This window comes from Paenibacillus sp. PK4536 (genome assembly GCF_028594455.2).
In the GTDB taxonomy this organism is placed as follows: domain Bacteria; phylum Bacillota; class Bacilli; order Paenibacillales; family Paenibacillaceae; genus Saccharibacillus; species Saccharibacillus nuruki.
This window is the reverse complement of the sequence record NZ_CP126313.1, coordinates 791,612-815,926: the sequence shown is the minus strand read 5'-3', so window position 1 is coordinate 815,926 and position 24,315 is coordinate 791,612. Positions and strand designations below refer to the sequence as shown.

Here is a 24,315-nt window from a genome sequence, read left to right as displayed (position 1 = left end):
CGATACTGTAAAATGATTGAAAATGAGCTCTTTTCATGAGAAAAGCTTCACAATACCCACTTTTGAGGTTTAGAATCAAAAAACATGTAAAATTTTCAGAAAATTTCAAAATAGGTAGTGCAATCGCAAAAATAGTGTGCTAAGATACCAAGAGTTTGAGAGGAAACCGTCGGAATTGTTTTGAAACATTCATGCAAAAGCGTGAAGTGAAGCAGGCTGGATTGCCTGTATAAGTAACACCCGAATACGAACAAAAGGAAGGTGATCTCATGAGCGCTATGACATCCACCAATGAAAGCAATGCAGTGATTAACAAACAATTTAACCTTTTCCGGTTAACATGGCCAATCTTTTTAGAAGTATTTCTGTTCATGTTAATGGGGATTGTTGATACTTTAATGTTAAGTGATGTATCGGATAATGCAGTCGCAGCTGTCGGCACATCTAATCAGGTTATTTCTATCGCTATATTAGTATTAGAAGTGATCGGTAACGGAGCAGCAATCGTTGTCGCACAGTATATAGGTTCTCGTAAAGTATTAGAAGCAAGTCGTATCACCGCTGTAGCGATTACGCTTAATTTGGTAGTAGGATTGTTGCTCAGTGGTACCTTCCTATTACTTGGCGGATATTTAATGGAGAAAATGCACTTGCAAGGTGAAATTCTTGCTCTTGCTAAAAGTTATATTGCTATTGTCGGTGGAGCGATTTTCTTACAAGCACTCATCAACACATTAGCAGCTGTCATTCGTACGTATGGATTTACCAAAGAAACGATGTTTGTATCGGTATTTATGAACGTGATTCACGTTGTGGGTAACTACTTGTTGATCTTCGGTCACTGGGGTCTGCCACAAATGGGTGTACAAGGTGCAGCGATCTCGACGATTGTCAGTCGTCTGATCTGTGCCGTGATCTTCTTCTGGTTATTGTATCGTGTGATGGAAGTACGTATTCAGATTAAAGATTACTTCCGTATGACCAAGAAATATATTATGCAAATTTTGAAAATTGGTGTGCCTTCTGCGGTTGAACAAGTCACTTATCAATTATGCCAGCTTGTCTTCGTATTCTATGTAACGTATCTCGGTAGTGAAGCCATGGCTTCGCGTCAATATGCTAATAATATTTCAACCTTTATCTATCTGTTCAGTATTGCGATTGGTATGGGTACAGCGATTATTGTTGGCCGCTTAGTCGGAGCGAATCTGAAAGATCAAGCGTACAAACGGGTATGGTCAAGTGTAAAATGGGCGATGGCGGCTACACTGGTGATGGATATTTTGATTATCATTTTCCGTGTGCCACTGATCGGGATGTTCACCGACAACCCTGAAATTATTCGAATGGCTTCACAGGTCATACTGCTCAGTTTCTTACTGGAGACTGGACGAACCTGTAATATTGTGATTATTAACTCGTTACGTGCTTCAGGAGATGCCAAGTTCCCTGTCTATATGGGACTGATCTCGATGGTATGTATGAGCTTACCGCTCGGCTATTTATTTGTTTTCAAAATGAACTTGGGACTTGCAGGAATCTGGTTAGCGATTGCGGCAGATGAATGGGTACGTGCTGTTATTATGTACTTCCGCTGGAAGAGCAGAGCATGGGAAAAACATTCTCTTATCCAGCATGATGAACCGGAATCCAGAGAAAATGTTCCAGCTGTAGCACCTGTATAACAGAATCTAATTTTATGGATAAAAAATAAATGCAGTTTACCAACCGTTTGAATCTTTTTCTACAATCGTAGAGGAGGGTTCAAGCGGTTTTTTTATTCTATTTTGCAAATAGTGATTACAATCACCCTGCGGTTTGTGGTAGCGAGCTATGCTTGAGCCAAGTGAACAATACAACTAAGGGGGATATACATCATGTTTTGTTATCAATGTGAACAGACACCATCAGGTGGATGCAAAGTGATCGGGGTATGCGGGAAAAATGAGACAGTCGCCAGTCTACAAGATACGATCATTTTCGGGCTCAAAGGGGTTGCCGCTTATGCGACTCATGCTCGTCAATTGGGATATACCCATCCAGAAGTCGATCGTATTACGCATGAAGCACTCTATTTGACGTTAACCAATTCGAACTTTAATGTACAAGAACATATCGATATGGCTTTACAAGTAGGACAAGCCACTCTTCATATTATGGATACACTCGATCAAGCCCATACCGACCGCTTTGGGATTCCTCAGCCAGTGACAGTAAGTTCGAATCAGGTGGAAGGGAAATGTATCGTGGTTACCGGTCATAATTTATTTGCTTTAGAAGCTCTATTACAACAGACTGAAGGATTAGGTATCAATATCTACACTCACTCTGAAATGTTGCCTGCTCACGGTTATCCTCATCTCAAAAAGTACACCCATCTTAAAGGCAATATCGGCAAAGCATGGTATGATCAGCGCCGTTTATTTGAGAATTTTCCCGGAGCGATCTTAGCCACAACCAACTGTGTGATGCCGATCAAAGGCAGTTATGCGCACCGCTTTTTCACTTATGGGGTAACAGGCTTAGAAGGGGTGACCAAGATAGAGACCGAAGACTTTAGTGAAGTAATCGCCAAAGCGCTTTCTTTGCCTGAAGCACATATGCAGTCTGATGCTGTTATGACGACAGGTTATCATCATGCGAATGTACTTGGGTTAGCCCCTGAGATTATCGAAGCTGTTCAAAGTAAAAAGATCCGTCATTTCTTCGTGATCGCAGGCTGTGATGCACCGGGCAAAGGTGGGGATTATTATCGGGAGCTGGCGACTTCTCTTCCACAAGACACCGTTATCTTAACTACTTCTTGTGGTAAATTCCGCTTTAATGATGTCGATTATGGCACTGTGCCGGGCACAGATATTCCACGCTATATGGACTTGGGACAATGTAACAACTCGGGCTCTACTGTCAAAATAGCTATGGCACTAGCCGAAGCGTTCGGTTGTACGATGGCGGAATTGCCTGTCAGTATTGTGTTGTCGTGGTTTGAGCAGAAAGCAGTCGCTATTTTGCTAGGATTATTCAGTCTAGGGATTCAAGATATTCGAATCGGGCCGAAGCCACCCGAGTTTATTTCAGACGGTGTAATGGACGTTTTACAATCGACATTTGGATTAAAATTAATTGGTGATGCGGCAACCGATATGGCAGATATGCTTTCTTAATGTAAAGAAACCGCAAGCAGACAACCTACTTCTTGTTCTATCGTATAATAGTTGGTCATATAAAAGTGTTCTTCAAACCACTCTAGTACAGCAGGATGTTGTAATTCATGATATGTAGATTGCAGTCCAAGATCGCTTGCAGACGATGTACTTAATGAATCATCTGTAATCGCGGAATGCACAACAATACGGTCTGTCAGACAAAGCCGTCCATGTGGCTTGAGTACCCGATGAATCTCAGTCAATGCAAGCAATTGCTGTTGTGGATTCAAATGGCTAAAGGTAAAACTGGATACGACAAAATGGAAATGGTTATCTGGATAAGGGATGGCAAGCACATTACCTATTCGTGTATCGATCATAGGGAACTTGTTCTGGCACTGCTTCAACATTTCCTGCGATTGATCGACACCCGATAGATGAGCGCCTGAGGTTAATAATCGACCGGCAAGATTGCCTGTACCGATCCCTAGATCCAGTCCATGTTCACCTGAAGTCGCATGAATCAATTCTGCTGTATACGTTAGTGCTTGCTCATAATGCGGATAATCTTCGCTACGGGTCTGTACGTCTTCATCATGCGTCTGAGCACGCTGATCAAAGTTCCATTGGTCTTGCCAGTTCTGACGCAATTCACGCAAATGTTTGGCTTGATCCGCCAGATGATAAATCTCTTGAATCGGCAAAGTCTGCTGAGTCTGTAATAAATCAATCATCTGCTCGGTCGTTTCAGCCATACGCTTCATTTCTAACCACTGTGTTGTCAGCAGAGAACGTTGTAGTTCCAGATAATAACGTAATCGCTGACTATCCGGTAATCCTTGTGGTTCTAACGCTTGCTTAATCTCTTTGATCGCCATACCTGCTTCACGAAGCGCTATAATCGTCTGCAAGCGCCAGATATCTTCTTCGACAAAGATACGATACTGATTGTGTTCACGCTGTACAGAAGGCAACAGACCGTTTTGTTCGTAAAAGCGGATCGTACGTGTCGAGATACCCAGACGTTTGGAAAGTTCATTGATTTTCAAAAAATCATCGTCCTTTTGTGTGAAATTATACTCAATCATATCATGAACGATCAGAAGAACATCAACCGTATTTTTGCTGATGTTCTTTTTTCATGCGAATATAATCAGGATCGACTTTGGCTTCATCCCATTTTACTTTGAAAATACGAGCGGCTTCCGCTTTGATAGGATCGTCTGTATAAGGAAGGACTTCGCCATTTTCATCATATTTACGACCGCCTTTGTGGTTGGTATAACGGCGTGCACGCGTATAACCCATTTGTAGAAATTTACGAGCCATATCCATCCCGATAAAATCTTCTTTTTCCTTATAGTCTAGAAACATCGCATAGATTTTCTCAGAAGATTCGGTAGCAATCTCCGGTGTTTTGAAGCGCCAGTGAGGTAAGATTTCGCCTTTATAAGGTTCAACCATTAACACACCTTGTTCCCCTTTACCGACTCGATATAATTCGGGTTGTTGGCGTAGATCTAGCTTCGTATAGTCTAAGGTATAATCAAATTTTTCAGGCATACTAAGAACTCCTTTGTATAGATAAGTAACTCTCTATTACCCGATTTGTCGTTTTTTATGTCAGTTTGCAGTTAATATGTATTTACGAAAAGGATATCTTAAGACAGAATAAGATAAAAGGGGGATGTTGGATAATGAGTTCATTGGTATGGAATATTGTAGTATCTGCTATGTTGTTACAAGGAGGAAGCCAATCTTATATCGCAGAAGGTCCAGCGATGCAACCGAATATTTATGCAGAAGATCGCTTAACTGTAGTCAAAGCGACCGAAAAAGATATTGAGCGCGGAGATATTATTGTTTTTCAAACGCCTGAAAATGAAAAGACATTTGTTAAACGTGTTGTTGGATTACCTGGCGAAAAGATCAAAATCAAAGGGGATCAAGTGTATATTAACAACAAAGTCATTAAAGAGCCTTACATACAAGCAGCTGTGAAAAAAGCAAAAGCAGAAGGATATGCATATAATATCACTGATTATAATGGTGGAAATAAGAAGATTCCCCAACATCAGTTTTTTGTATTAGGAGATAATCGTTCTAATAGTATGGATAGTCGTATGTTTGGAACCATTTCGATCCAAAAAGTAAAAGGTGAAGTAACAGCGATTCAAGGGAAAAAGCTGAATTCCAACGAATAATATAAATACAAAATAAAAAAGAAGGCAATCTGCATATACAGATTGTCTTCTTTTTCTAATAAATTTATTAAATATGGGGTTTAATTAATTATTTACAAGTACAAGCTCCACAAGTACCACCGTAGCCGGGGCCATAACTAATACCGCATTGCTTAAGAATATAAGTACATGATCCTGAATCTTTATTAGCGCCACCACAAATTCCAATATAATACAAACACTCGAGTTTAGTAAAGCCTCCATTATTCGTAAAATCTGAAATCTCATTATCAGTTAAAGATCTTTTTAAGTTACTCATAGTTTACCTCCTCCATTAATTGGGTAGAAAGAATTAGTAAATATATTTTTGATAAGTAATCTTATAAATATATTATATGTGAAAATCGTTACTGATTTTGTATTTTAGGACTATTTGACCTTCAATTTCAATAAAATTTATTCTTAAATTACTAATATTAATATTGGTAATTTAAAGTTTCGCATTACATATTTTGCGAAAAGTAATATAGAAAGGAGAATTATATGCGTTTAAAAGATTTAAGAGAAGAATCACATGCTACTCAACAATTAATAGCCGAATACCTTCATTGTGATCAATCTTTATATTCAAAATATGAAAGAGAAGAAAGGGATGTTCCTATATGGATTTTGATTAAATTATCAGATTTTTATAATACCAGTATTGATTATTTAGTTGAAAGAACTGATAAAAGAGAAAAGTATCCAAATCAATATAGAAAAAATCGGAATATTTTCAAAAAATACTTTAATACTAAATAAGTTTATTACAAGGAGGAGTTAATTTGGAAAATATTTTGGAGTTATTTCAAAATCATATTTCTAGTTATTCTAAAGATTTACATAATACTATAGTAGAGATTCATAATAAGAAAATTAACGAGTATGTAGATGATCAAATTAATATTTCAATTATTGTAATATGCAAAAATGAAGAAAGAGTTATTGAAAGATGCATACAAGCAATAATGAAAGATAAAGATATTAAAGATGAGATTATTATAATTGATACAGGTTCAAACGATAAAACTATTGAGAAAATTTTGAAATATCGTGCTCAAGTAAACTTATTTGAGCAAGAGTGGAAAGAAAATTTCTCTGAAATCAGAAATTATGGAATTAGTAAATCAATTCATGATTGGACTTTCTTTATAGATGCAGACGAAGAATTGGTAGAAGGATCAATATATAGTTTAAAAAAATATATTTGGATATTAAAAGAAGTAAAACTCAAAAATGTTGTGATTAATCCAACTATTATAAACAGCAATGGACATATTGTGCAGGGTGTAAGGAGAATAGTAAATAAAAAAGATAACATTTATTATTATGGTTTAATACATGAAGAACCTAGAATATCTGAAGATAAATTTGGAAAAGATATTTTTGAAATATCATTTGATAATATCCAGTTAAAACATGATGGATATGAACAAGAAATATTGGAAGCTAAAAATAAGATTGAAAGAAATATTAGCCTCCTTAGAATTATGATTGATATTGAACCTTATTATCCTAGGTGGATATACTTTTTAAGTAGAGATGGAAAAGAAGTTTTAAAGAAAGAAGAGTATGAATTTTTACTTCAAAAAACGATCAAACTTTGTGCAGATAATATTGATTATAAGGAGTATAAAATACGGGCTTTAAGTGACTTAGTTGCATATTATATACATCAAGGAAAGCTTAAAGAAGCAGAAGAAAAATTATTTGAGCTAAAAACTATTGCACCAGAATTAAGTGATGTGTTTTATTTTCAAAATATAATAAAAATAATAAACATAAAATCAAGCTTTTTTGAAATCTTAAATGATGTGGTTACTTTTAAAAATAACAAGCAAGAAATTGAATATGGGAGTATGCATTCTAATTTATTTCATATGGATTATCTTATTGCAGAATTATTTTTTGAGATTGAAGAATACGATAAAGCTTTTAACATATTTAATAAATTAGAAGAAAATCATTTCAGTTTTAATACGCAGAAATATAAGAATTTATATAATGCTTTGGAAAATAGTAGTTATAAGAAAGTTATAAATAAGACTTAGTTAGGAGTTACGAAATGAAAAAATATTCATTTGTTAAACAATTAGAACCAATCGATTGTGGACCTGCATGTATATCTATGATAATGAATTATAATTATGAAATTAAACTTTCTTTAGGAAGGTTAAAAAAAATAGTATTTACAAATTCTAATGGTTCTAGTTTTTTGGGATTGAAAAAGGGGCTATTTAATTTAGGCATTGAAAGTACCGTATATGAATGTCAAAAAGATATAAATGTTTTTGATGAAATAAAACTACCTTTTATAACTCAAATTGTTGGAAATGATGATATGAATCATTTTATTGTAGTTTATAAACGAAAAGGAAATAAACTAACAATAGGCGACCCAAGCAAAAATAGAATTATCACTTTAAGAGCCGATAAATTTTTGAAAGAATGGATTCCTTTTATTTTAGAACTAAATGATATTATAGATCCTGATAGGTTAGAAAGTCTAAGAAATCAAAATGAGAAAATAAATCTTTTTAAAGATTTGACTGTATCAAAAAATTTACTTATTGGTTCTTGGATAATATCTATTGTAGTTTATCTTTTAGGATTATATCTTGCTAGAATGTATACAATTTACTTTGATTTAATAATCCCTAATAAATACATAGCTATTATTAGTGATATTACAATTTTATATTTATTAGTAGTCCTGTGCCAATTAGTTTTAAATTATTTTAATTCAGTAATAAATATAAAATCAAATAATAGAATAGATCGAAAATTAGTAAACAGACTGGTAGAGAATTATTTTAATAAAAGTTTCTCACATATTGAGAGTTATAAAAGTGGAGAGTTAATTACTAGATTTAGCAATATCAGTAGTATAAGAAGTAGAATGATTTTCTTTGTACAAACGTTGCCTTTAGATTTAATCACTATGTTAGCGACTTTTTATATACTTATAACAATAAATATATATTTAAGTATGTTGATTATTATTCCAGTTATTATATTTTCTTTAATGTTATATCTATCTAAAGATAAACTAGAAAATTTAAGTTATAAATTGTTTGAAAAAAGTGAAGAATTGAATATAAATTTGATTGAATCAGCTGATAATATAGAAACAATTAAAAATTATAATATTATTAATTTTGCTAAAAATAGATTAATCGTTATCCTTGATGATGTTATAAAGGTTTCGGAAAAGTTCTACTCGTATGATACTTTACAAACACAGCTGAAAAATTCAGTTATTTCTATTTTTAATGTACTCATATTTTCTTTAGGTGCATATTTAATAATTAATGATAATATTGCTTCTGGTATTTTACTTATGTTTAATTCTTTATCAATGAATATATTTAATCCATTTCTAAATTTGACTACTTTGCAAGCTACATTAGAACAAGGAAAAGTAGCAAAATTAAGATATGAAGATATGGTTACAACAATAGACGATGAGCATTTTGGAAAAAAAGAATTAAAATTAATTGAAAATATAAAGATGGAGAATGTATATTTTTCTTACGGTTTAAATGATAAAACACTTAAAAATATTAATTTAGAAATCAATAATGGAGAAAACATCGCCTTAATTGGAAATAGTGGCAGTGGAAAATCTACTTTAGCAAAAGTTTTGAGTCAATATTATGTAGTAAATGAAGGTAATATTAAGATTAATAATGTAAACATGACTCAATTTAGTGAGTATTATTTAAAGAAAAAAATAATATATAGTCCTCAATATGTAGAATTGTTTACTGATTCAATATTAAATAATATAACCTTAGATCGTGAAATTGCTTTTAAAGATATTGAAAAAATTGCAAAGATGATTGGATTTGATAAAGTTATTAATTCTTTTCCTAATGGTTATTTAACTATGCTTGGGAAAAACGGAGTTTCTTTATCAATGGGACAAATGCAATTATTAAATATTTTAAGATCAACTATCGAAAAGTATGACGTAGTTATTTTTGACGAAATTACTAACGGGTTAGATATTCTTCTTAAAGAAAAAGTTAAAAATTATCTTTTAAATTATGGCAATATAAAAATTTTTATTACACATGATATTGATTTTGCTAAAAGTTGCGATAAAATCTTTGCTATTAAAGACGGAATCATTAGTGAAAATATAAAAAATGAATTAGATATTGAGAAGAAAATAATAGAATTTTTAAGTTAAGAGAGGTCCTATAATATGAAAAAATTAGTTATTGTTTTAACAGGAGTATTTTTAATAACAGCGATTTTATTTTTTTCAATTGGTAAGTTAATGAATAGTGAGGTTGCATTATATAAAGATATAAAAACAACAGATGTTCAACAAATGGAGTCAAACAAACAAGATTTTATTTTATATTTATATCAAAAAACTTGTATAGCTTGTAAACAAGTTAAACCTATTATTAATGATTATATAAAAAGCGAAAATAAAGATATTTATGCAATTGACATAAATGCTGATAACAACAAAAATTTTATAATACAAGACTTGGAAATACAAGGAACACCAACTGTAATATTTTATAAAAAAGGTAAAGAAAATTCTCGAATGATTTCTACTTTTACTAAGCAAGAGTTTTATGAAAAGGCAAATAAAATAGAGAAATAGAAAGGGTTTATTTTAAATATGAAAAATTCTCTTTTAATTTTCTTAGGAATTATTTTAATAATAAGTTTATTTTTTAGTGTTTATTTTTATAATGAGAATATTAAGCTGAAAAAAAATATGATTGATTTAAAAGAAAGTATATCTAACACATACAATTATTTAGATTCTATTACAGTAACAAACTTTGAGAAAAAAGTTGTAAATAAAGAGAAATTTATTGTATACATTGGCAGACCTGATTGTAATGACTGTTTATTTTTTGAACCAATGTTCGAAAAATTTGTTTATGCGAATGACCTCAATAACAAAATAGTTTATCTGAATATAAGAGACTATAGAGCAGAAAATGAGAAAAGATGGAATGAATTTAAAAGAAAATATGGTTTTCAACAAACACCTGCTATAATTTACTTTGAAGATGGTAAAAATAAAAATGTAATTGAGTGGAGTAATGAAAAAGGATTACCTATTGATGATTTGAAAAAGTGGTTAAAAAATAATAAGTTAATAAAATAAAGTTTATTCATCCTATTTTGCATAAAAACCTTGAAAAATGCCCAAATTTTGAAGAATAGGGGTTGAAATTTCTTCTATAATCAATTACAGTAGTAGACGTTGTTATATGTTCGTTAGCTTTACCCTAACTAAATAAAATTCATTGATGTATAATGTATAACCTCAATAATATGGTTTGAGGGTCTCTACCAGGAACCGAACAATCCTGATTACAAAATTAAGTGTGCTCGTCGCACCCATCTTTTGTAGTCAGGATTTTTTTGCGTCTTTACGAGCATAAACTTCTACGGACTATGATGGAATAGACGCAAGTCACTTGCTGACATCAAGAACAAAGGAGAAGATAGATATGAATTTCAAAGTATTAATATTGACGATTGCTACATTTACGGTCGGTCTGATTGAATTGATTATCGGTGGTGTATTGCCACAGATCGCATCCGACTTGAATGTATCTGTAAGTACAGCAGGGCAATTAATTATGATCTATGCCTTGGTCTACGCCATCTCTGGCCCAACATTACTTGCAGTAACGGCTAAGGTGGAACGGAAAAAGTTATACCTATGGTCGATGCTTATCTTTACACTGGGTAGTCTGGTTGCGTTCTGGAGCCCAACGTATGGTATCTTATTCTTATCTCGTATTATCACAGCGGCAAGTGGTTCGCTGATTGTAACGTTATCACTGACGATTGCTGTCAAAATCGTGGCTCCAGAATATCGGGCACGCGTAATCGGTATTATTTCGATGGGTATCAGTTCTTCCATCGTACTTGGATTGCCTTTCGGCGTATTAGCGGAAGAAGCATTCGGCTGGCGTGTATTGTTCCTTGCGATTGCTGTATTGACACTGGTTGCTATGGTGGTTGTACATCTATTTATGGATCATGTTCCTTTAGAAAAGATGCAGACATTGAAGCAACAACTGGCGTCACTTAAAGATATCAAAATTATTAGTGCTCATCTAGTAACGATGCTTACTTTAGCAGGGCATTATACATTATATGCGTACCTTACGCCTTTCCTTGAAACCATGATGGGTCTAAATTCCAACTGGATCAGTATCGTATACTTCGTATTCGGTCTTGCAGCAGTAAGTGGCGGTATGATCGGTGGAGCATTATCAGATCGTCTAGGTAGTAAAAAGAGTATTTTGCTAGTGGTAAGTGTGTTCGCTGTTATTATGTTCACTTTGCCGATGGCTAGTCAGTACGTTTATATATTCCCAATTGCACTATTTATCTGGGGTGCACTAAGCTGGGCGCTGGCTCCGGCTCAACAAAGTTATTTGATCCAATATGCACCGGAATCTTCGGATATCCAACAAAGCTTTAACTTCTCAGCATTGCAAATTGGTATTGCTGTAGGTTCTGCTATGGGTGGTGTATTGATCAAAAATACAGGCAATATCGCTATTAATGCTTGGGTAGGTGGCGGAATTATCGTGGTTGCTTTTGGAATCGCCTTGTTCTACTTATTGTCCAAACCTGTAAGATCTCGTAATGTAGCGAATACGATTACTCGCTAAAATAAATATCACTACGTATGGTTTTAATATAGGGTGAATTAAAAAACACCGATATGATCTGCGTCTAAGATCTTATCGGTGTTTTTTTGATTAGTACAGATAATAAACAACTGCTATCTTGATGCAAAAATACAGTGACATGGACTATAGATCATGCTATCTTAGCAATGAAAAACCAATACATATCAGAGGAGACAATGATGCCAAAAACAGATTTCGCAAACTTTAATTGGCTTAATGAAAATGCTATACGTTTTGAAGAGGACAACGTTATTTTACATGCACCTGCTCAAAGTGATTTCTTTTGCAATCATGGGGGCGTATCAGAAGAAGGCATCACACCTGAATCGTTGACCAATGCTCCCTTCTTTTTTACAGAGGTAGCCGGTGACTTTGTGATGCGTGTACAAGTGAATCATGATTTCAAAGATGTCTATGATTCTGCTTCGATTATGGTGATGCAAGATGAAAAGCTATGGGCGAAATTATGTTTTGAATATACTGATTTTTATACACATTCGATTGTAAGCGTGATCACCAATACATTCTCAGATGATGCTAATGGCAACAATGTAGAAGGCAACACAGCATGGCTTCAAGTGGCACGTGTTGGGCAGTCGTTTGCTTTTCATTATTCGTTAGATGGTGTTCGCTTTGATATGGTTCGATTCTTTTATTTACCTGTCGATCAACAAGTGAAAGTAGGATTACTACCCCAAGCCCCTACAGGTCAAGGTGGAGAACGAACATACTCGCATTTTTCGTTAGAACAAAGAACAGTCAAAAATATTAGAGTGGGCAAATAAGCAGTCGATTCTGTTCTATTGAAGTGTGTATGTTTTGGATGAGTTTTTTGATTGATTGTACAAGCTACCTGATTGTTATAAGGTAGCTTTTTTTGTTGTTCTAATTGGAGTGAATCATCATTTATCTCTAGATCGTTTTGTATATTCAATTATAAAATCATAGACAAAATCAAAAAACGTTTGCTTTTAAATAAACATAATTATATAATATCTATGAAATGAATAGATAAAATCAAATTTGTCTAGAAGGAGATAAAGATATGGAAAAAAATCAAGAAATATCAGATCGATTCTGGAAAGCAGCGTTATCCGATCTGAAGCGTGGTTATGTATTCGAAGAAGATACTCATTCATTAGGTCGTTTTATATGCTTGATTGATGGGAAGACGTGTGAAAAGGGAGTAATTTATCAAGAAGAAGGGGTCTTTTACGAAGCAGAACGTTATATGCAACATTATATTCAGCAACAGCACACATCTATGTTTTCTTATTTGTTGGAGCTAGATAAAAAGTGGACAGGGCTCACGGATATCCAAAGTGGAATGGTGCAATCTTTTTATCAAGGGCGTTCAGATACGGAGATTGTGGCTGAAGTGGGCGGTAGCAAATCAACAATTCGTAATCACCGCTTTGCGTTACGAGAGAAGACCAAGCAAGCCAAAGTATTTCTAGCGATTATGGAATTATTAGAAGAACAGCAAAATGATCCAGCTCCATTAGTGTCTGTGCATCGTACAGCAACGATGGTGGATGAGCGTTATGCTGTGACTGAGAAAGAAAGTAAAGATATTTTAAATCAATATTTCCCGGATGGATTAGAAGGTTCACTAACCAATTTTCCGCGTAAAGAAAAGCGCAAAATTGTTATTTTACGCCATCTGATGAATGGCTTCGAACTTGGTAAAAAGTATACCGAAAAAGAAGTTAATGAGATTCTGAAGCGTTCTTTTGCAGACTATGTTACCCTACGCCGCTATATGATCGAGTATGGATTTATGGATCGATTAGATGATGGAAGTCAGTACTGGGTAAAACAATAAGTGCTAGCAAGCATAAGTACACAGAATTTAATATTAAAAAGTGTGATATGTAAGTTAGTTATCAGAATAGATTAAAAAACCTCTCTGACACTCAAAGCACAGAGAGGTTTTTGATCTATTTATTTAGCACGCAGTTCTTTTTGAATCTGACAGATACGACTTTGAGAAATACCTAGAATACGAGCTAATTCATTTTGCGTCGCTTCTGGATTAGCTTTCATCGTATCTTCTACTTTCGTCAGCATTTCCCCCCGTTTACTCCGTGATTTACGTAAAGATGATTGTAGATTGCGATTAGGTGCGGGTGCACTAGGCATATCTTCTAAAGCGATATGTTGAGTCTCATCGCCCATCTGTTCGGTACAATCTCCACAAATAAATTGATCTTTATAATAGATTAGATTGTCAAATGTTCCGCAAAAGATACATTGAATTCCTTTATGTTTCCGAAAAATAATTTCTTTTTCTGTGATAAAGAATTCCATAGGATCGCTGACACCAATTTCCATCGTATCGCGTATTTCTTTCGGAATAACGATACGTCCTAGACTGTCCAATTGACGGACCATACCGGTTTTTTTCATAAGAGTTCCTCCGCTTGGTCAAATTTATAAAAGAGAAAAATAAAAGTAACTAGAAAAGTAAGGTTATTTACTTTCTAATCCCTTATTTGTATAAATTCATAGTAACATCGAATATACAGATAAGGAACAAAATTAATGCAAAAAATATAACTTCTATATTTAGTTAACTACATAATTATGCATTAAAGCAACTGAAGATGCTTATTTTCTATCTTGAAAATATAAATTTTCATTATGATTTAGATCTAATTAGTATGATTTAAGCATGAAAATGGATAAATAAAAAAAATATCAAATTTGAATAATTTGTATAAAAATTCATTTAAATATATAATTGTTTATTTCGATATTAGGAATCATTTGGCCGTAAAATCACCTGCTTATCGATTGACATTAAGCGTTTTAAAGCAATATGTAACATCTACTTTGTTATCATACACCCATCTGCGAATAGATTCAAATTTCAGATATACATACGATACTATAAACATATCTGAAATAAAAAAAGCTACCTGTTAAGGTAGCATAACCATCATCAATACAGGAGTAGCAGCGAGTGTGAATAACGCCGCCAAAATCATCGAAATACTGGAAATCGTACCGGTTAAAGAACTAAGCTCAAATGCTTTGGATGTACCTGTTCCGTGTGCCGCTGTACCAAATAAAATGCCTCGTGCAATCTCGCCGTCGATCCGTAACCATTTCACAATAAAAGGACCTACAATCGTACCGATCAATCCGGTCATAATCACAAATACCGCTGTTACTGTAGGTACACCGCCAATCGCTTGAGAAACGTTCATAGCGATCGGTGTAGTAATCGAGCGCGGAATAATACTGCTCATCAGACCACTATCCAAATGTAAAAGTTTCGCTAATAATGCAGACGAAGTTACCGCTACAATCGAACCGAATAGAACACTGGATACAATCTCAACTGCATGCTTTTTGAGGGTTTGGATATTTTTGTACAATGGAATAGCAAAAGCAATCGTCGCCGGCTGTAGTAATCGAGATAACCATTGTCCACCTTGATTATAAGCGGTATAAGGCACATGAATAGTCAGCAAAAGAATCACTAGAATCAGTGGCGTAATCAGCAGTGGAGATAGATAGACACGCGGAAAGCGGCGATATATTCTTTTGGTGACCATATAGATTAACAATGTTAGTAGTAAGAATAATACAGTGTTCATCCTGCGTGACGCTCCTTCCGCTTGGCCATCGTTCCAGCAAGTAATCCTGAACTGACCATCACTAATATCGTGCTGAGTATAACAATAACGATAATTCGTACCCCATCATGTTCTAACATCGGGATATAATTCATAATACCGACCGCTGAAGGAATAAAGAACAATAACAGTTCAGCCAGTAACCAGTTCGCTCCAAGCTCTACCCATTCAAGCTTGATCACTTTGGTCTGTAACAATATAAATACAAGAGCAATGCCGATAATACTACCCGGTACAGGTAGGTGTAACCAGCGCACCAATACATTTAACAGTTCAGAAAAGCCCATCAGTACAGCAACCTGAAGTATTCCTTTCATGATATTTCGCATCTATGTTAAACCTTCTCTCTTATTAACTCCGAATGATTGTCTATATGAAAATTTTACATCTGTTTCTTTCATAGGTAAAATTCATATATGGCATGAAATGTATTCCATCTGTCTATAGGAGGAAAGTGACATGGATATTCGGCATTTGCAGTACTTTATGGAAGTTGCGAGGTTGGGAAGCTTTACCAAAGCGGCAGAAGCGCTGTTTATTACACAACCTACGATCAGCAAAACGATCCGTTCATTAGAAGATGAATTAGGTGCCAAGCTGTTTAATCGAATCGGGCGTACCGTCGAATTAACCGATGCAGGCAAAGTGATCCAGCATCAAGCTCGCATTATTGTAAAGTCTTTTCAAAATTTATCCTCCGAGTTAGACGATCTACGAAACCTCAAAACAGGGCATTTACGTATCGGATTACCCCCAATGATCGGTTCACGATTTTTCCCACAGATTATTGGAAAGTTCCATCAGTTGTATCCAGATGTAACGATTCAGCTTTTTGAAAATGGTGGGAAAAAGGTAGAACAAGATGTTGCAAACGGTGCGCTAGATATTGGAGTCACTGTATTACCTGTGACCGAGAATGTATTGAACCATTTCTCCTTTACCGAGGAAAAATTGAATCTACTCGTACCGAACCATCACCGATTCGCGCACCAAGATTGTGCTGAGTTAAGTACACTCGCAGAAGATTCATTTATTATTTTTAGTGAAGACTTTACCTTGCATGGTCGTATTATCGATGCGTGTATCCGAGCAGGATTTCAACCGAAAGTGATCTATGAAAGTTCGCAGTGGGACTTAATTAGTGAAATGGTTGGAGCAGGCTTGGGAGTAGCTCTTTTACCTGAGACCATCTGTCAGCAGATTAGCCGGGATCATGTGCATATCCTGCCATTGGTGAACCCATCTATCCCTTGGCAACTGGGCATGATCTGGCATCAAGATCGCTATCTATCTTTCGCCGCTCGCGAATGGCTTCGATTTACAAGAGAGTTTTTGGGGAAATAAAGGTTGGTTGTGGAAGTCATTAGAGATTGGTGAATAAGGGTATGCCTATTTGAGGGTGTATCCTTTTTTTAGTAGTCTGAGTAGATATGTAATCTAATAAAACTTATATCAGTAATTTTTAAATTATATAGTATGAAATTAAAGCATCAGCATCTAAGATAAAGAGAATTAATATATAAATGTATATATTTAAAATTGCTTAAAGGTAGTATCAAAATAATATTAGAGGAGCTTTAGGTGTGGAAAGATATGAAGTAGAACAAGTAGTCAAAGAGCTAAATAAATATATTGAAAAAGAGCTATGGTTTGATTTTACAGTTATAAGTTTGCTTCAAGATGAAATGATTATCCATGGTGGACTTAGTCTTAGTTATCCAGACATCGAGATCAAATTCAAAGGGATTTTCTTTACTTCTTTATTAATGGACTGGCATACAAATACAAGTCACAGGTCTCTATTTCTACTAAATGCAGAAGAAGAAAGACAAATGAATTTGAAATTAAAAGTAGAACATTCGCATTTCATTTTTAAATTTTTAGCTGAAGAATATTCTGAAGAGGTCGAATTTTTGATTGTAGCAAAACAGATTTCATATCGTTTGTTAACAGCTAAGGAGAATATATGATGTACTAACATAAGCGAACTGACTATTGATAGGATAGGTACGTTAGAAGGGTTCACAGAACCTGATAAAGTTGGTGATCATATTACAAATCCATGTCCTGACATGATCATCGCATATATTTTATATTGGATACCTGATCAAGCAGAAGATTTCTACAAAGTACTTGTAAATGACTATATCATCTTAGATTTAGCAGTCGCTATAGATTTATATCAAGAAAAGAGACGATATTATGATCTTGTATAACATGGGAGAGTATAGAGTATGAGAACATCAAAAGAACGTATAGCTGAATTTGGTCAACAACATAGAGCATTTCCTAATCTAGAATCTCTACATGCTTATCGTGATCTGAGCAAAGGAAATCGTTCAGAATACAATATAGAGGTTATTTTATGTAATACTTTTGTTGAAGGAAATAGTAAAATGCGAATCATCTTTCTACATGCAAGAGATATTAACATAGGTAGCTTGGAAGGAATACTAACATTAATGATTAAAATAAACGACGTATCCAAAGATCAAATGGAAGATATCAATTACAGAATTGTTGAAGAAGAAAATCTTACCTTCTCATTTTATTGCAAAGATTTTAATTTCGAAATGATATAGTTTTAAATCAACACTGATTATGCTATATATCAAAAAACTTTTAATGAAAAAATTATTACATAACTAGGTATCTGTTATTTTATAGAATAATGGATAGCTTTCTTTATCATTTAACTGAAGTTAAACTTACTAATTAACTTTTTATTACATATAAAATGCTCACTTGTATAATCTACCCTTCTGTTTTATTAGATATGAATGCTTTTGGTAAAATAAAGAGATTGCAGTACAATAGAAATGATGCTTACTTCAAAAACAAAAGAAACAACCAATAGAGAGAAGGTGCGGAAGGTGACGACCGTTATCGATATTTCAGTACGGACTTTAGTGGAATATGTGTATCGGACAGGTAGTATCGAATCAGGCTTCCGTGTCGCCCAGTCGATGCAAGAAGGAACACGTATTCACAAACAGATTCAAGAAGGATACGGAGAACACGGGGAAAAAGAAGTCCATCTCAAAACCGAAATTGCTTATCATGATCTGCTCTTTCGGATCGAAGGGCGTTGCGATGGATTATGGGTGGATGAACAAGGGCTACTCACTGTGGATGAGATCAAGTCCACTTCGATTTCAGCAGAGGATATTGGAGACGGGCGAGAGGTGCACTGGGCGCAAGCACAGATGTACGGTTATATCCTCGCACGAGATCGTCATCTGGAACAGGTGAGAGTCCAATTAACGTATGTACACAAAAGCAGTGGCAAAGAGACCAAGCTTGAACGTATACAGACCTGCGAACAACTACAACAGTTTGCTAACGATACGGTAGCTGAATATGCACCTTATGCGGAAATGATCGCCAAGCACCGTCAGAAGCGTAACGATAGTATTGAGCAGTTAGCGTTTCCTTTTGCCGGTTACCGATCCGGTCAACGTAAATTTGCAGGAGCAGTCTACAAAACGATCGGTGAGAAACTGAATTTATTTGCCGAAGCACCGACAGGTACAGGGAAAACGATTTCGACGTTATTTCCAGCGATCAAATCGATCGGAAGCGAACAAGCAGAACGATTGATGTATGTGACTGCCAAAACGGTCACCAGAGCCAATGCCGAAGAAGCACTACAACGGATGGAAAGCAGTGGCTTGAATCTACATGGAGTGACGATTACTGCCAAAGACAAAGTCTGCTTCTGTTCGGCAAATAGTACAGGCGGACGCGATAATTGCGAATATACAGAAGGTTACTATGACCGTATTAATGGCGCTATTCTCGATATGATGAGTAATGAGACTCTGATGACCCGCGCAGTGATCGAACAATATGCGCAAAAGCATCATCTATGTCCATTTGAATTATCGATTGATGCTTCGTATGCGTCAGACGCTGTCATTTGCGATTATAACTATGTGTTTGATCCGAAAGTTTCATTCAAACGTTTATCCGATGATATGCGTAAAAAAACGATTTTGTTAGTCGATGAAGCCCATAATCTGGTCGATCGTGGACGCAATATGTTTTCGGCAGCATTGAACAAGTCTGGTTTTCTGGATTTGAAAAGAGATTATAAAGACTCGGCGGAATCGTTAGCCAAAATCTCCAGTGCGATCAATGCGTACTTTATTCGGTTACGGAAGCAAGGCGAAGATGGCAAGTTGATCCAGCGACAACAAGCACCAGAAGAAATTTTCCCACTGTTAGAAGAGTTTGTGATTCGAGCTGAAGTTACCTTGCTAGAGCAAGGAGATCAGGGGGATATCCAGTTGTTGCTGGAAACGTATTTCGCGGTGCAGGCTTTTCTACGAATTGGGCGATTGTATGATATGGAGAGTCATATGACGTATGCGGAAGTGCAGGGTAGTGATGTGCATTTACGGATGTTCTGTATTGATCCTTCGCTACAACTTCGACAGACGGCTAAAGGATATCGCTCAGTGATTCACTTCTCAGCGACATTATCTCCAATTCGGTATTACCGCGATATGTTAGGGGCAGAGGAAGACGATTATAATATTTCGATTCCATCTCCTTTTTCACGAGAACAATTGGAGGTACAGATTGTACCGTTGTCTACACGTTATCGAGATCGGGAGCGTACACGAACAGAACTTGCAAATGTACTGGCTCAACTGATCAATAAGCGACCAGGCAATTATTTAGCTTTTTTCCCTTCTTATCAATATATGCAAGATGTGATTGATATTTTTGAGACATTAGATGTAGAAACAGATGTATTGATTCAGCAGTCTGGAATGGCAGAAGAAGAACGAGACCGTTTTCTAAATGCTTTTCAAAGTGATAATCCGCGTACCTTAACAGGGTTTGCGGTGATGGGTGGAATATTCAGTGAAGGGATTGATCTAGCGGGTGATCGCCTGACAGGTGTCATTATTGTCGGTGTAGGGCTACCACAGATTGGACCTGAGCGAGAATTGATTCGTGAGCATTTCAGTCAGGCTGGATTCAATGGATTCGATTATGCGTATGTCTATCCCGGAATGAACAAAGTCCTTCAAGCGGGAGGTCGCCTAATTCGTACCGAAGAAGATCGGGGACTGTTGATGCTGGTGGATGATCGCTTTTTGCAACGTCCTTATTATCAGTTGTTACCAACAGAGTGGCGCAGTGATTCTCAGCCATAAGATTTTATAAAGTTATCCATCTATAAGTCAAAGACTCAAAAAATACCCCTGTACAGTTCATATCGCAACTGTGCAGGGGTATTCGCGTACAATTCTATAGTGTAACCCTTAAATACTTATTTCTGTGAAGCTTTGGTAATTTCGCTATATGCCCAGTGTCCAGGAGTTACATCTTTCCAGCTACTTGCTGTAGTAGACGTAGAAGAAGTGTCCTCACCCAGTACACGATTCAATACAGTAACAATCTCAGCCCGACTGACTGCTTGATTCGGATAAAATTGACCGTCTGGATATCCTTTCATCCATCCGGATTGAATGACTTCACTGATCGTATCAGCTGCCCAGTGCCCTTGAACATCTGCTGGCAACAAAGCTGTAGATGTGCTGTTCAGTCCTTGCCAGCGAGTAATCAATGTAGCGAGTTCAGCGCGAGTCATCGGTTGAGCAGGCTTGAAGTTGCCGCCCGGATACCCTTGTAACCAACCGCTTCCTTCGATACTTTGAATACTGGAAGCTGCCCAGTAAGAAGTCGGTACATCTTTAAAATCGGTACTGCTTGTGGCAGTGGCTGTTGTTCCTGCTTGTTGTAATGTCAGAGCACGCTCTAACATAACCGATAATTCCGCACGGGTAACTTTCTGATCAGGACGGAATGTGCCATCTGGATAACCTTGAATATAACTGCTTGCTTTGACATTGGTTGTCGATTTCGGAGGTGCTTTGGTCGTTGCATCGGTATTTTTAGCTGGTGTAGTGGTAGTGCCGTTCGCTAATTCATTATACGTTGGATTATCATCCAGCGCAGATGCTCCAATAGCGCTTCCGCCTCCACCGCCAGTGACCACTTCAGTTGATGGTAATGGTTCAGTCGGTACAACAGGTACAAATGGTGCTGTTATGACCAGTGGTGGAGAGACTGGCAAGCCTGTATACGTGTCTGTTGTTGGAGTCGTTTGTGTTGGCATTGCTGGTACGGAATCATTTGGAACAGGTTCTGTAGTCTCAACAGGTACTACAGGTGGAAGTGTCGAATTAGAAGATACCTGAACCTTATAAAATTTGGAAATTCCATTAGTACCACGCACTTCGAGCGTAATCGTTGTTAATCCAGATTGAAGTGTTATCGGTTCTTCCGCATATACACTATCTGCTACTGTTACATTATTAATAAGAAGTGATGCGTCTGGATTATAGACACTCGCTTTTACTGTTGTCTGTGTGGTTCCATCAGGTAATGTTACCGCATAGGCTGTATTTTCAGGTGAGAATGAAGGAGTTAAAGCTCCATTTTCAATAGATAAAGAAGCAAGATCTGTTCCCAAATCAGGTGCAGTGGCATGAATCACAAAGCTTTGTTCCAAATTACTGCCATTACTTCCTGTTGCTAATACACGAATTGGATAGCTGGTAACGCCTCGTGTCAGTGCTTTGGTGGTCTTCACCTGATTATCTTGAATCGTGAAATAATCGTTAGCACTGCTTCCCTCGCCACCAATCAATGTGTAGGTAAAGGAATCTTGTACTTTTGGATTTTGAGTAGAGGTGTTCAGTAAGCCTGCTGTTGTGCCAGCATCTACGTTCCATGCAATCGTATCGCCGGTTAACGTGATCTCGGAAGGGACAGCCAGTGTGCTCGCCGCATAATCTTCTCTAATTTTAGATAGCGCACCATTCATATTGGAATCTAGACTACTATAGAATACCAATTCGGTTGTGCCACCGGGTTCTAGATCGCCAGCATTAAATGTCAGTGTTAACCAATCATCGGTAAGATCAGCTGGAATATGCTGACCGCCATCTTTTTTAAAAGCAGGTTCGATATAAGGGTTACGACTGAATCCTACAGATGCTTGAGCACGTGGATCTTGTGCCACATACATGAAAATATTATCACTGGTATTCCCAATCGCTGCTGCAATCGCTTCGGCATCTTGAGGTGGATTGGAAGGAACCCAGTTGATCGTACTGTTATCTTCATGGAAATCAGCATCAATATCAGGATCAAGGAAGCGCATATAATGAACATCGTACACGGAATCTGTAACGCTGTTATTTTTGAGTGTGATAGTTGTTTTGAAAAAAGCATCTCCCGGCTTGAAGGAAATGTTCTGTTGGACAGCGAGTGCTTGATCAGATGTGTTGCCAGATGTTTGAGCGATTAATTGCTCATCCGTGGATAAATCCTGAGTGGTGCTTGGAATATCAATACTTCCACTTTGTTCTTCGTTCACAAATGTGAGTGGAGACTTAGAAGATACAGACGGTTTGTAACCGACCACAAAACCTTCTGAAGGGCTTCCCGGCAATACATAATCACCACTGGTCATATCCTTACCAAAATCATAACCGTCTTTGTCCACATTCATACCAATATTGCGTCTCAAATCTCCGGGATGAAAACCGGATGGGCTGTCACTGTCTGTGCCGAGTGTTCCACTGCTGGAAATCCCGAGTTCAATATAGGTTCCACCCAGGAATGTATCCTGACCGTTCTGCACATGTCTTGCTAATTCTGATGCGTGTGTTGGAATCGGTGGTAGTAGTAATAAGACAGCCATCACACTACAGATACCTGTTTGTAGCAGACGGCGTGGGTAAAACGGATTACTGCTCATCAGTTATAGTCCTCCTTTATATATGAATAGTTCGCAAGAATTTGCAAACCTATATAACTGTTTATCGTAATCAAATGATTTAACTTTACATTTTTATGCAAAAAAGATTAAAAATTTGTTAAGAATCAGGAGTGATCGGTGTGAAGTTGGAGATTTCGGAGGTATTAAGTCAGACTTTTATGAAATTAACAGGGATACCTGAACATACACCAGCTGCACAATCGGTGAAAACAACGATTCAATTTATCCGTACAGCTGAAGAGATTTTTAAAAGTATGGATGCCCGTTTTGCAGGGATGGGATTATCCCGGGGCAAAATTATGATGTTGTGCATTTTGTATGCCGATACGAATCGTAGTCTGTTACCTTCTGAATTGGCAGATCGAGCACAAGTGACGAGAGGAACGATTACCGGTCTGGTGGATGGATTAGAAGCTGAAGGTTGGGTCAAACGAATTCATGATGCCAAAGACCGTCGCCGTACATCGGTGCAATTAACCGACAAAGGAATGCGATTTGTAGAGCAAAATGTAGAAGGCTATGTTGGCTTAATGATTGCTCTTACGTCCAAGTTCGATGAGGATGATTTTGTGAAGATGCAGGAACTGATATCCAAACTTCGAGAAGGTTTTGAAGTAAGCAGTCAGCTTGAGATATAACATTATTTACCATATAAATATAAATAAAACGGATTCTCTTAAAATAAAGAATTAAATGTAGGATTATTACGAAAAGTGTATATAATTAAAAGTATATGGTTATAAACATTGACAAGGTTTGCATACAGATTTAAAATTAGTTAACCTAATAATTAGTATGGCTAAATAATAG

At 36.2% G+C, this 24,315-nt stretch carries 23 protein-coding genes and 1 riboswitch; of the genes, 16 read left to right on the top strand and 7 right to left on the bottom strand.

All coding sequences use genetic code 11. From position 1 onward, the window contains the following. Nucleotides 1-269: 269 nt before the first annotated feature. The gene (locus PO903_RS03860; protein WP_273592648.1) at nt 270-1,685 is read left to right on the top strand and encodes an MATE family efflux transporter; all 1,416 of its coding nucleotides are present in this window, start codon (nt 270-272) and stop codon (nt 1,683-1,685) included. A 192-nt stretch (nt 1,686-1,877) separates the two neighbouring features. Then, on the top strand, nt 1,878-3,164 hold the full coding sequence (hcp, locus tag PO903_RS03855) for a hydroxylamine reductase (RefSeq protein WP_273592647.1): 1,287 nt from the start codon (nt 1,878-1,880) through the stop codon (nt 3,162-3,164). On the opposite strand, the gene PO903_RS03850 is transcribed toward hcp, so the two are convergent. Together PO903_RS03850 and PO903_RS03845 are read right to left on the bottom strand one after the other, a co-directional pair. Beyond that, nucleotides 3,161-4,195 carry a methyltransferase domain-containing protein gene (locus PO903_RS03850; protein WP_273592646.1) on the bottom strand — a complete coding sequence of 345 codons (1,035 nt, stop codon included), beginning with the start codon at nt 4,193-4,195 and terminating at the stop codon, nt 3,161-3,163. The genes hcp and PO903_RS03850 overlap by 4 nt on opposite strands. A 61-nt stretch (nt 4,196-4,256) precedes the next feature. Then, nucleotides 4,257-4,709: a DUF4385 domain-containing protein gene (locus PO903_RS03845; RefSeq protein WP_069328054.1), complete on the bottom strand. Its 453-nt coding sequence runs from the start codon at nt 4,707-4,709 to the stop codon at nt 4,257-4,259. Between the two features lie 134 nt (nt 4,710-4,843). On the opposite strand from PO903_RS03845, the gene lepB reads away from it, so the two are divergent. Continuing rightward, nucleotides 4,844-5,350 (top strand): signal peptidase I, encoded by a 507-nt coding sequence (gene lepB, locus PO903_RS03840; RefSeq protein ID WP_273592645.1) that lies wholly within the window; start codon nt 4,844-4,846, stop codon nt 5,348-5,350. Between the two features lie 88 nt (nt 5,351-5,438). Here the strand turns inward: lepB and gccF are convergent, their stop codons facing one another. Further along, a complete protein-coding gene (gene gccF, locus PO903_RS03835; protein ID WP_273592644.1) occupies nt 5,439-5,648 on the bottom strand; it encodes a glycocin F family RiPP peptide in 210 nt (69 codons plus the stop codon). A gap of 224 nt (nt 5,649-5,872) precedes the next feature. On the opposite strand from gccF, the gene PO903_RS03830 reads away from it, so the two are divergent. The 8 genes from PO903_RS03830 to PO903_RS03795 all read left to right on the top strand — a co-directional run bounded on the left by PO903_RS03830 (nt 5,873) and on the right by PO903_RS03795 (nt 13,882). Continuing rightward, nucleotides 5,873-6,130 (top strand): helix-turn-helix domain-containing protein, encoded by a 258-nt coding sequence (locus PO903_RS03830; protein ID WP_273592643.1) that lies wholly within the window; start codon nt 5,873-5,875, stop codon nt 6,128-6,130. A 23-nt stretch (nt 6,131-6,153) separates the two neighbouring features. Further along, nucleotides 6,154-7,419: a glycosyltransferase gene (locus PO903_RS03825; protein WP_273592642.1), complete on the top strand. Its 1,266-nt coding sequence runs from the start codon at nt 6,154-6,156 to the stop codon at nt 7,417-7,419. 14 nt (nt 7,420-7,433) lie between these two features. Further along, nucleotides 7,434-9,563 carry a peptidase domain-containing ABC transporter gene (locus PO903_RS03820; RefSeq protein ID WP_273592641.1) on the top strand — a complete coding sequence of 710 codons (2,130 nt, stop codon included), beginning with the start codon at nt 7,434-7,436 and terminating at the stop codon, nt 9,561-9,563. 15 nt (nt 9,564-9,578) lie between these two features. Next, nucleotides 9,579-9,992: a thioredoxin family protein gene (locus PO903_RS03815; RefSeq protein WP_273592640.1), complete on the top strand. Its 414-nt coding sequence runs from the start codon at nt 9,579-9,581 to the stop codon at nt 9,990-9,992. A gap of 18 nt (nt 9,993-10,010) precedes the next feature. Next, entirely contained in the window at nt 10,011-10,508 is a 498-nt protein-coding gene (locus PO903_RS03810) for a thioredoxin family protein (protein ID WP_273592639.1), read from the top strand. 132 nt (nt 10,509-10,640) lie between these two features. Then, nucleotides 10,641-10,740: riboswitch (purine riboswitch) on the top strand. Nucleotides 10,741-10,857: 117 nt separating this feature from the next. Next, nucleotides 10,858-12,036: an MFS transporter gene (locus tag PO903_RS03805; RefSeq protein WP_069328058.1), complete on the top strand. Its 1,179-nt coding sequence runs from the start codon at nt 10,858-10,860 to the stop codon at nt 12,034-12,036. A 200-nt stretch (nt 12,037-12,236) separates the two neighbouring features. Continuing rightward, nucleotides 12,237-12,842, top strand: a complete 606-nt coding sequence (locus tag PO903_RS03800) for a DUF1349 domain-containing protein (protein ID WP_273592638.1) — start codon at nt 12,237-12,239, stop codon at nt 12,840-12,842. 260 nt (nt 12,843-13,102) lie between these two features. After that, nucleotides 13,103-13,882 carry a DUF2087 domain-containing protein gene (locus PO903_RS03795; protein ID WP_273592637.1) on the top strand — a complete coding sequence of 260 codons (780 nt, stop codon included), beginning with the start codon at nt 13,103-13,105 and terminating at the stop codon, nt 13,880-13,882. Between the two features lie 119 nt (nt 13,883-14,001). Here the strand turns inward: PO903_RS03795 and PO903_RS03790 are convergent, their stop codons facing one another. The 3 genes from PO903_RS03790 to PO903_RS03780 all read right to left on the bottom strand — a co-directional run bounded on the left by PO903_RS03790 (nt 14,002) and on the right by PO903_RS03780 (nt 16,030). Next, a complete protein-coding gene (locus PO903_RS03790; RefSeq protein ID WP_069328061.1) occupies nt 14,002-14,466 on the bottom strand; it encodes an AbrB/MazE/SpoVT family DNA-binding domain-containing protein in 465 nt (154 codons plus the stop codon). A 515-nt stretch (nt 14,467-14,981) separates the two neighbouring features. Then, entirely contained in the window at nt 14,982-15,662 is a 681-nt protein-coding gene (locus PO903_RS03785; protein WP_137223158.1) for a CidB/LrgB family autolysis modulator, read from the bottom strand. Next, a complete protein-coding gene (locus tag PO903_RS03780; protein WP_069328063.1) occupies nt 15,659-16,030 on the bottom strand; it encodes a CidA/LrgA family protein in 372 nt (123 codons plus the stop codon). The genes PO903_RS03785 and PO903_RS03780 overlap by 4 nt, the downstream gene beginning before the upstream one ends. 130 nt (nt 16,031-16,160) lie before the next feature. Between PO903_RS03780 and cidR the strand changes: the two genes are divergently transcribed. The 4 genes from cidR to PO903_RS03760 all read left to right on the top strand — a co-directional run bounded on the left by cidR (nt 16,161) and on the right by PO903_RS03760 (nt 20,869). Continuing rightward, entirely contained in the window at nt 16,161-17,045 is an 885-nt protein-coding gene (cidR, locus tag PO903_RS03775) for a cidABC operon transcriptional activator CidR (protein WP_069328064.1), read from the top strand. Between the two features lie 239 nt (nt 17,046-17,284). Further along, on the top strand, nt 17,285-17,671 hold the full coding sequence (locus tag PO903_RS03770) for a hypothetical protein (RefSeq protein ID WP_273592636.1): 387 nt from the start codon (nt 17,285-17,287) through the stop codon (nt 17,669-17,671). A 264-nt stretch (nt 17,672-17,935) separates the two neighbouring features. After that, on the top strand, nt 17,936-18,283 hold the full coding sequence (locus PO903_RS03765) for a PIM8 family immunity protein (RefSeq protein ID WP_273592635.1): 348 nt from the start codon (nt 17,936-17,938) through the stop codon (nt 18,281-18,283). 291 nt (nt 18,284-18,574) lie between these two features. Beyond that, on the top strand, nt 18,575-20,869 hold the full coding sequence (locus PO903_RS03760; RefSeq protein WP_273592634.1) for an ATP-dependent DNA helicase: 2,295 nt from the start codon (nt 18,575-18,577) through the stop codon (nt 20,867-20,869). 116 nt (nt 20,870-20,985) lie between these two features. On the opposite strand, the gene PO903_RS03755 is transcribed toward PO903_RS03760, so the two are convergent. Then, nucleotides 20,986-23,484 carry an S-layer homology domain-containing protein gene (locus PO903_RS03755; RefSeq protein WP_273592633.1) on the bottom strand — a complete coding sequence of 833 codons (2,499 nt, stop codon included), beginning with the start codon at nt 23,482-23,484 and terminating at the stop codon, nt 20,986-20,988. A gap of 140 nt (nt 23,485-23,624) precedes the next feature. Between PO903_RS03755 and PO903_RS03750 the strand changes: the two genes are divergently transcribed. Then, on the top strand, nt 23,625-24,143 hold the full coding sequence (locus PO903_RS03750; protein WP_069327657.1) for a MarR family winged helix-turn-helix transcriptional regulator: 519 nt from the start codon (nt 23,625-23,627) through the stop codon (nt 24,141-24,143). Nucleotides 24,144-24,315 lie beyond the last annotated feature (172 nt).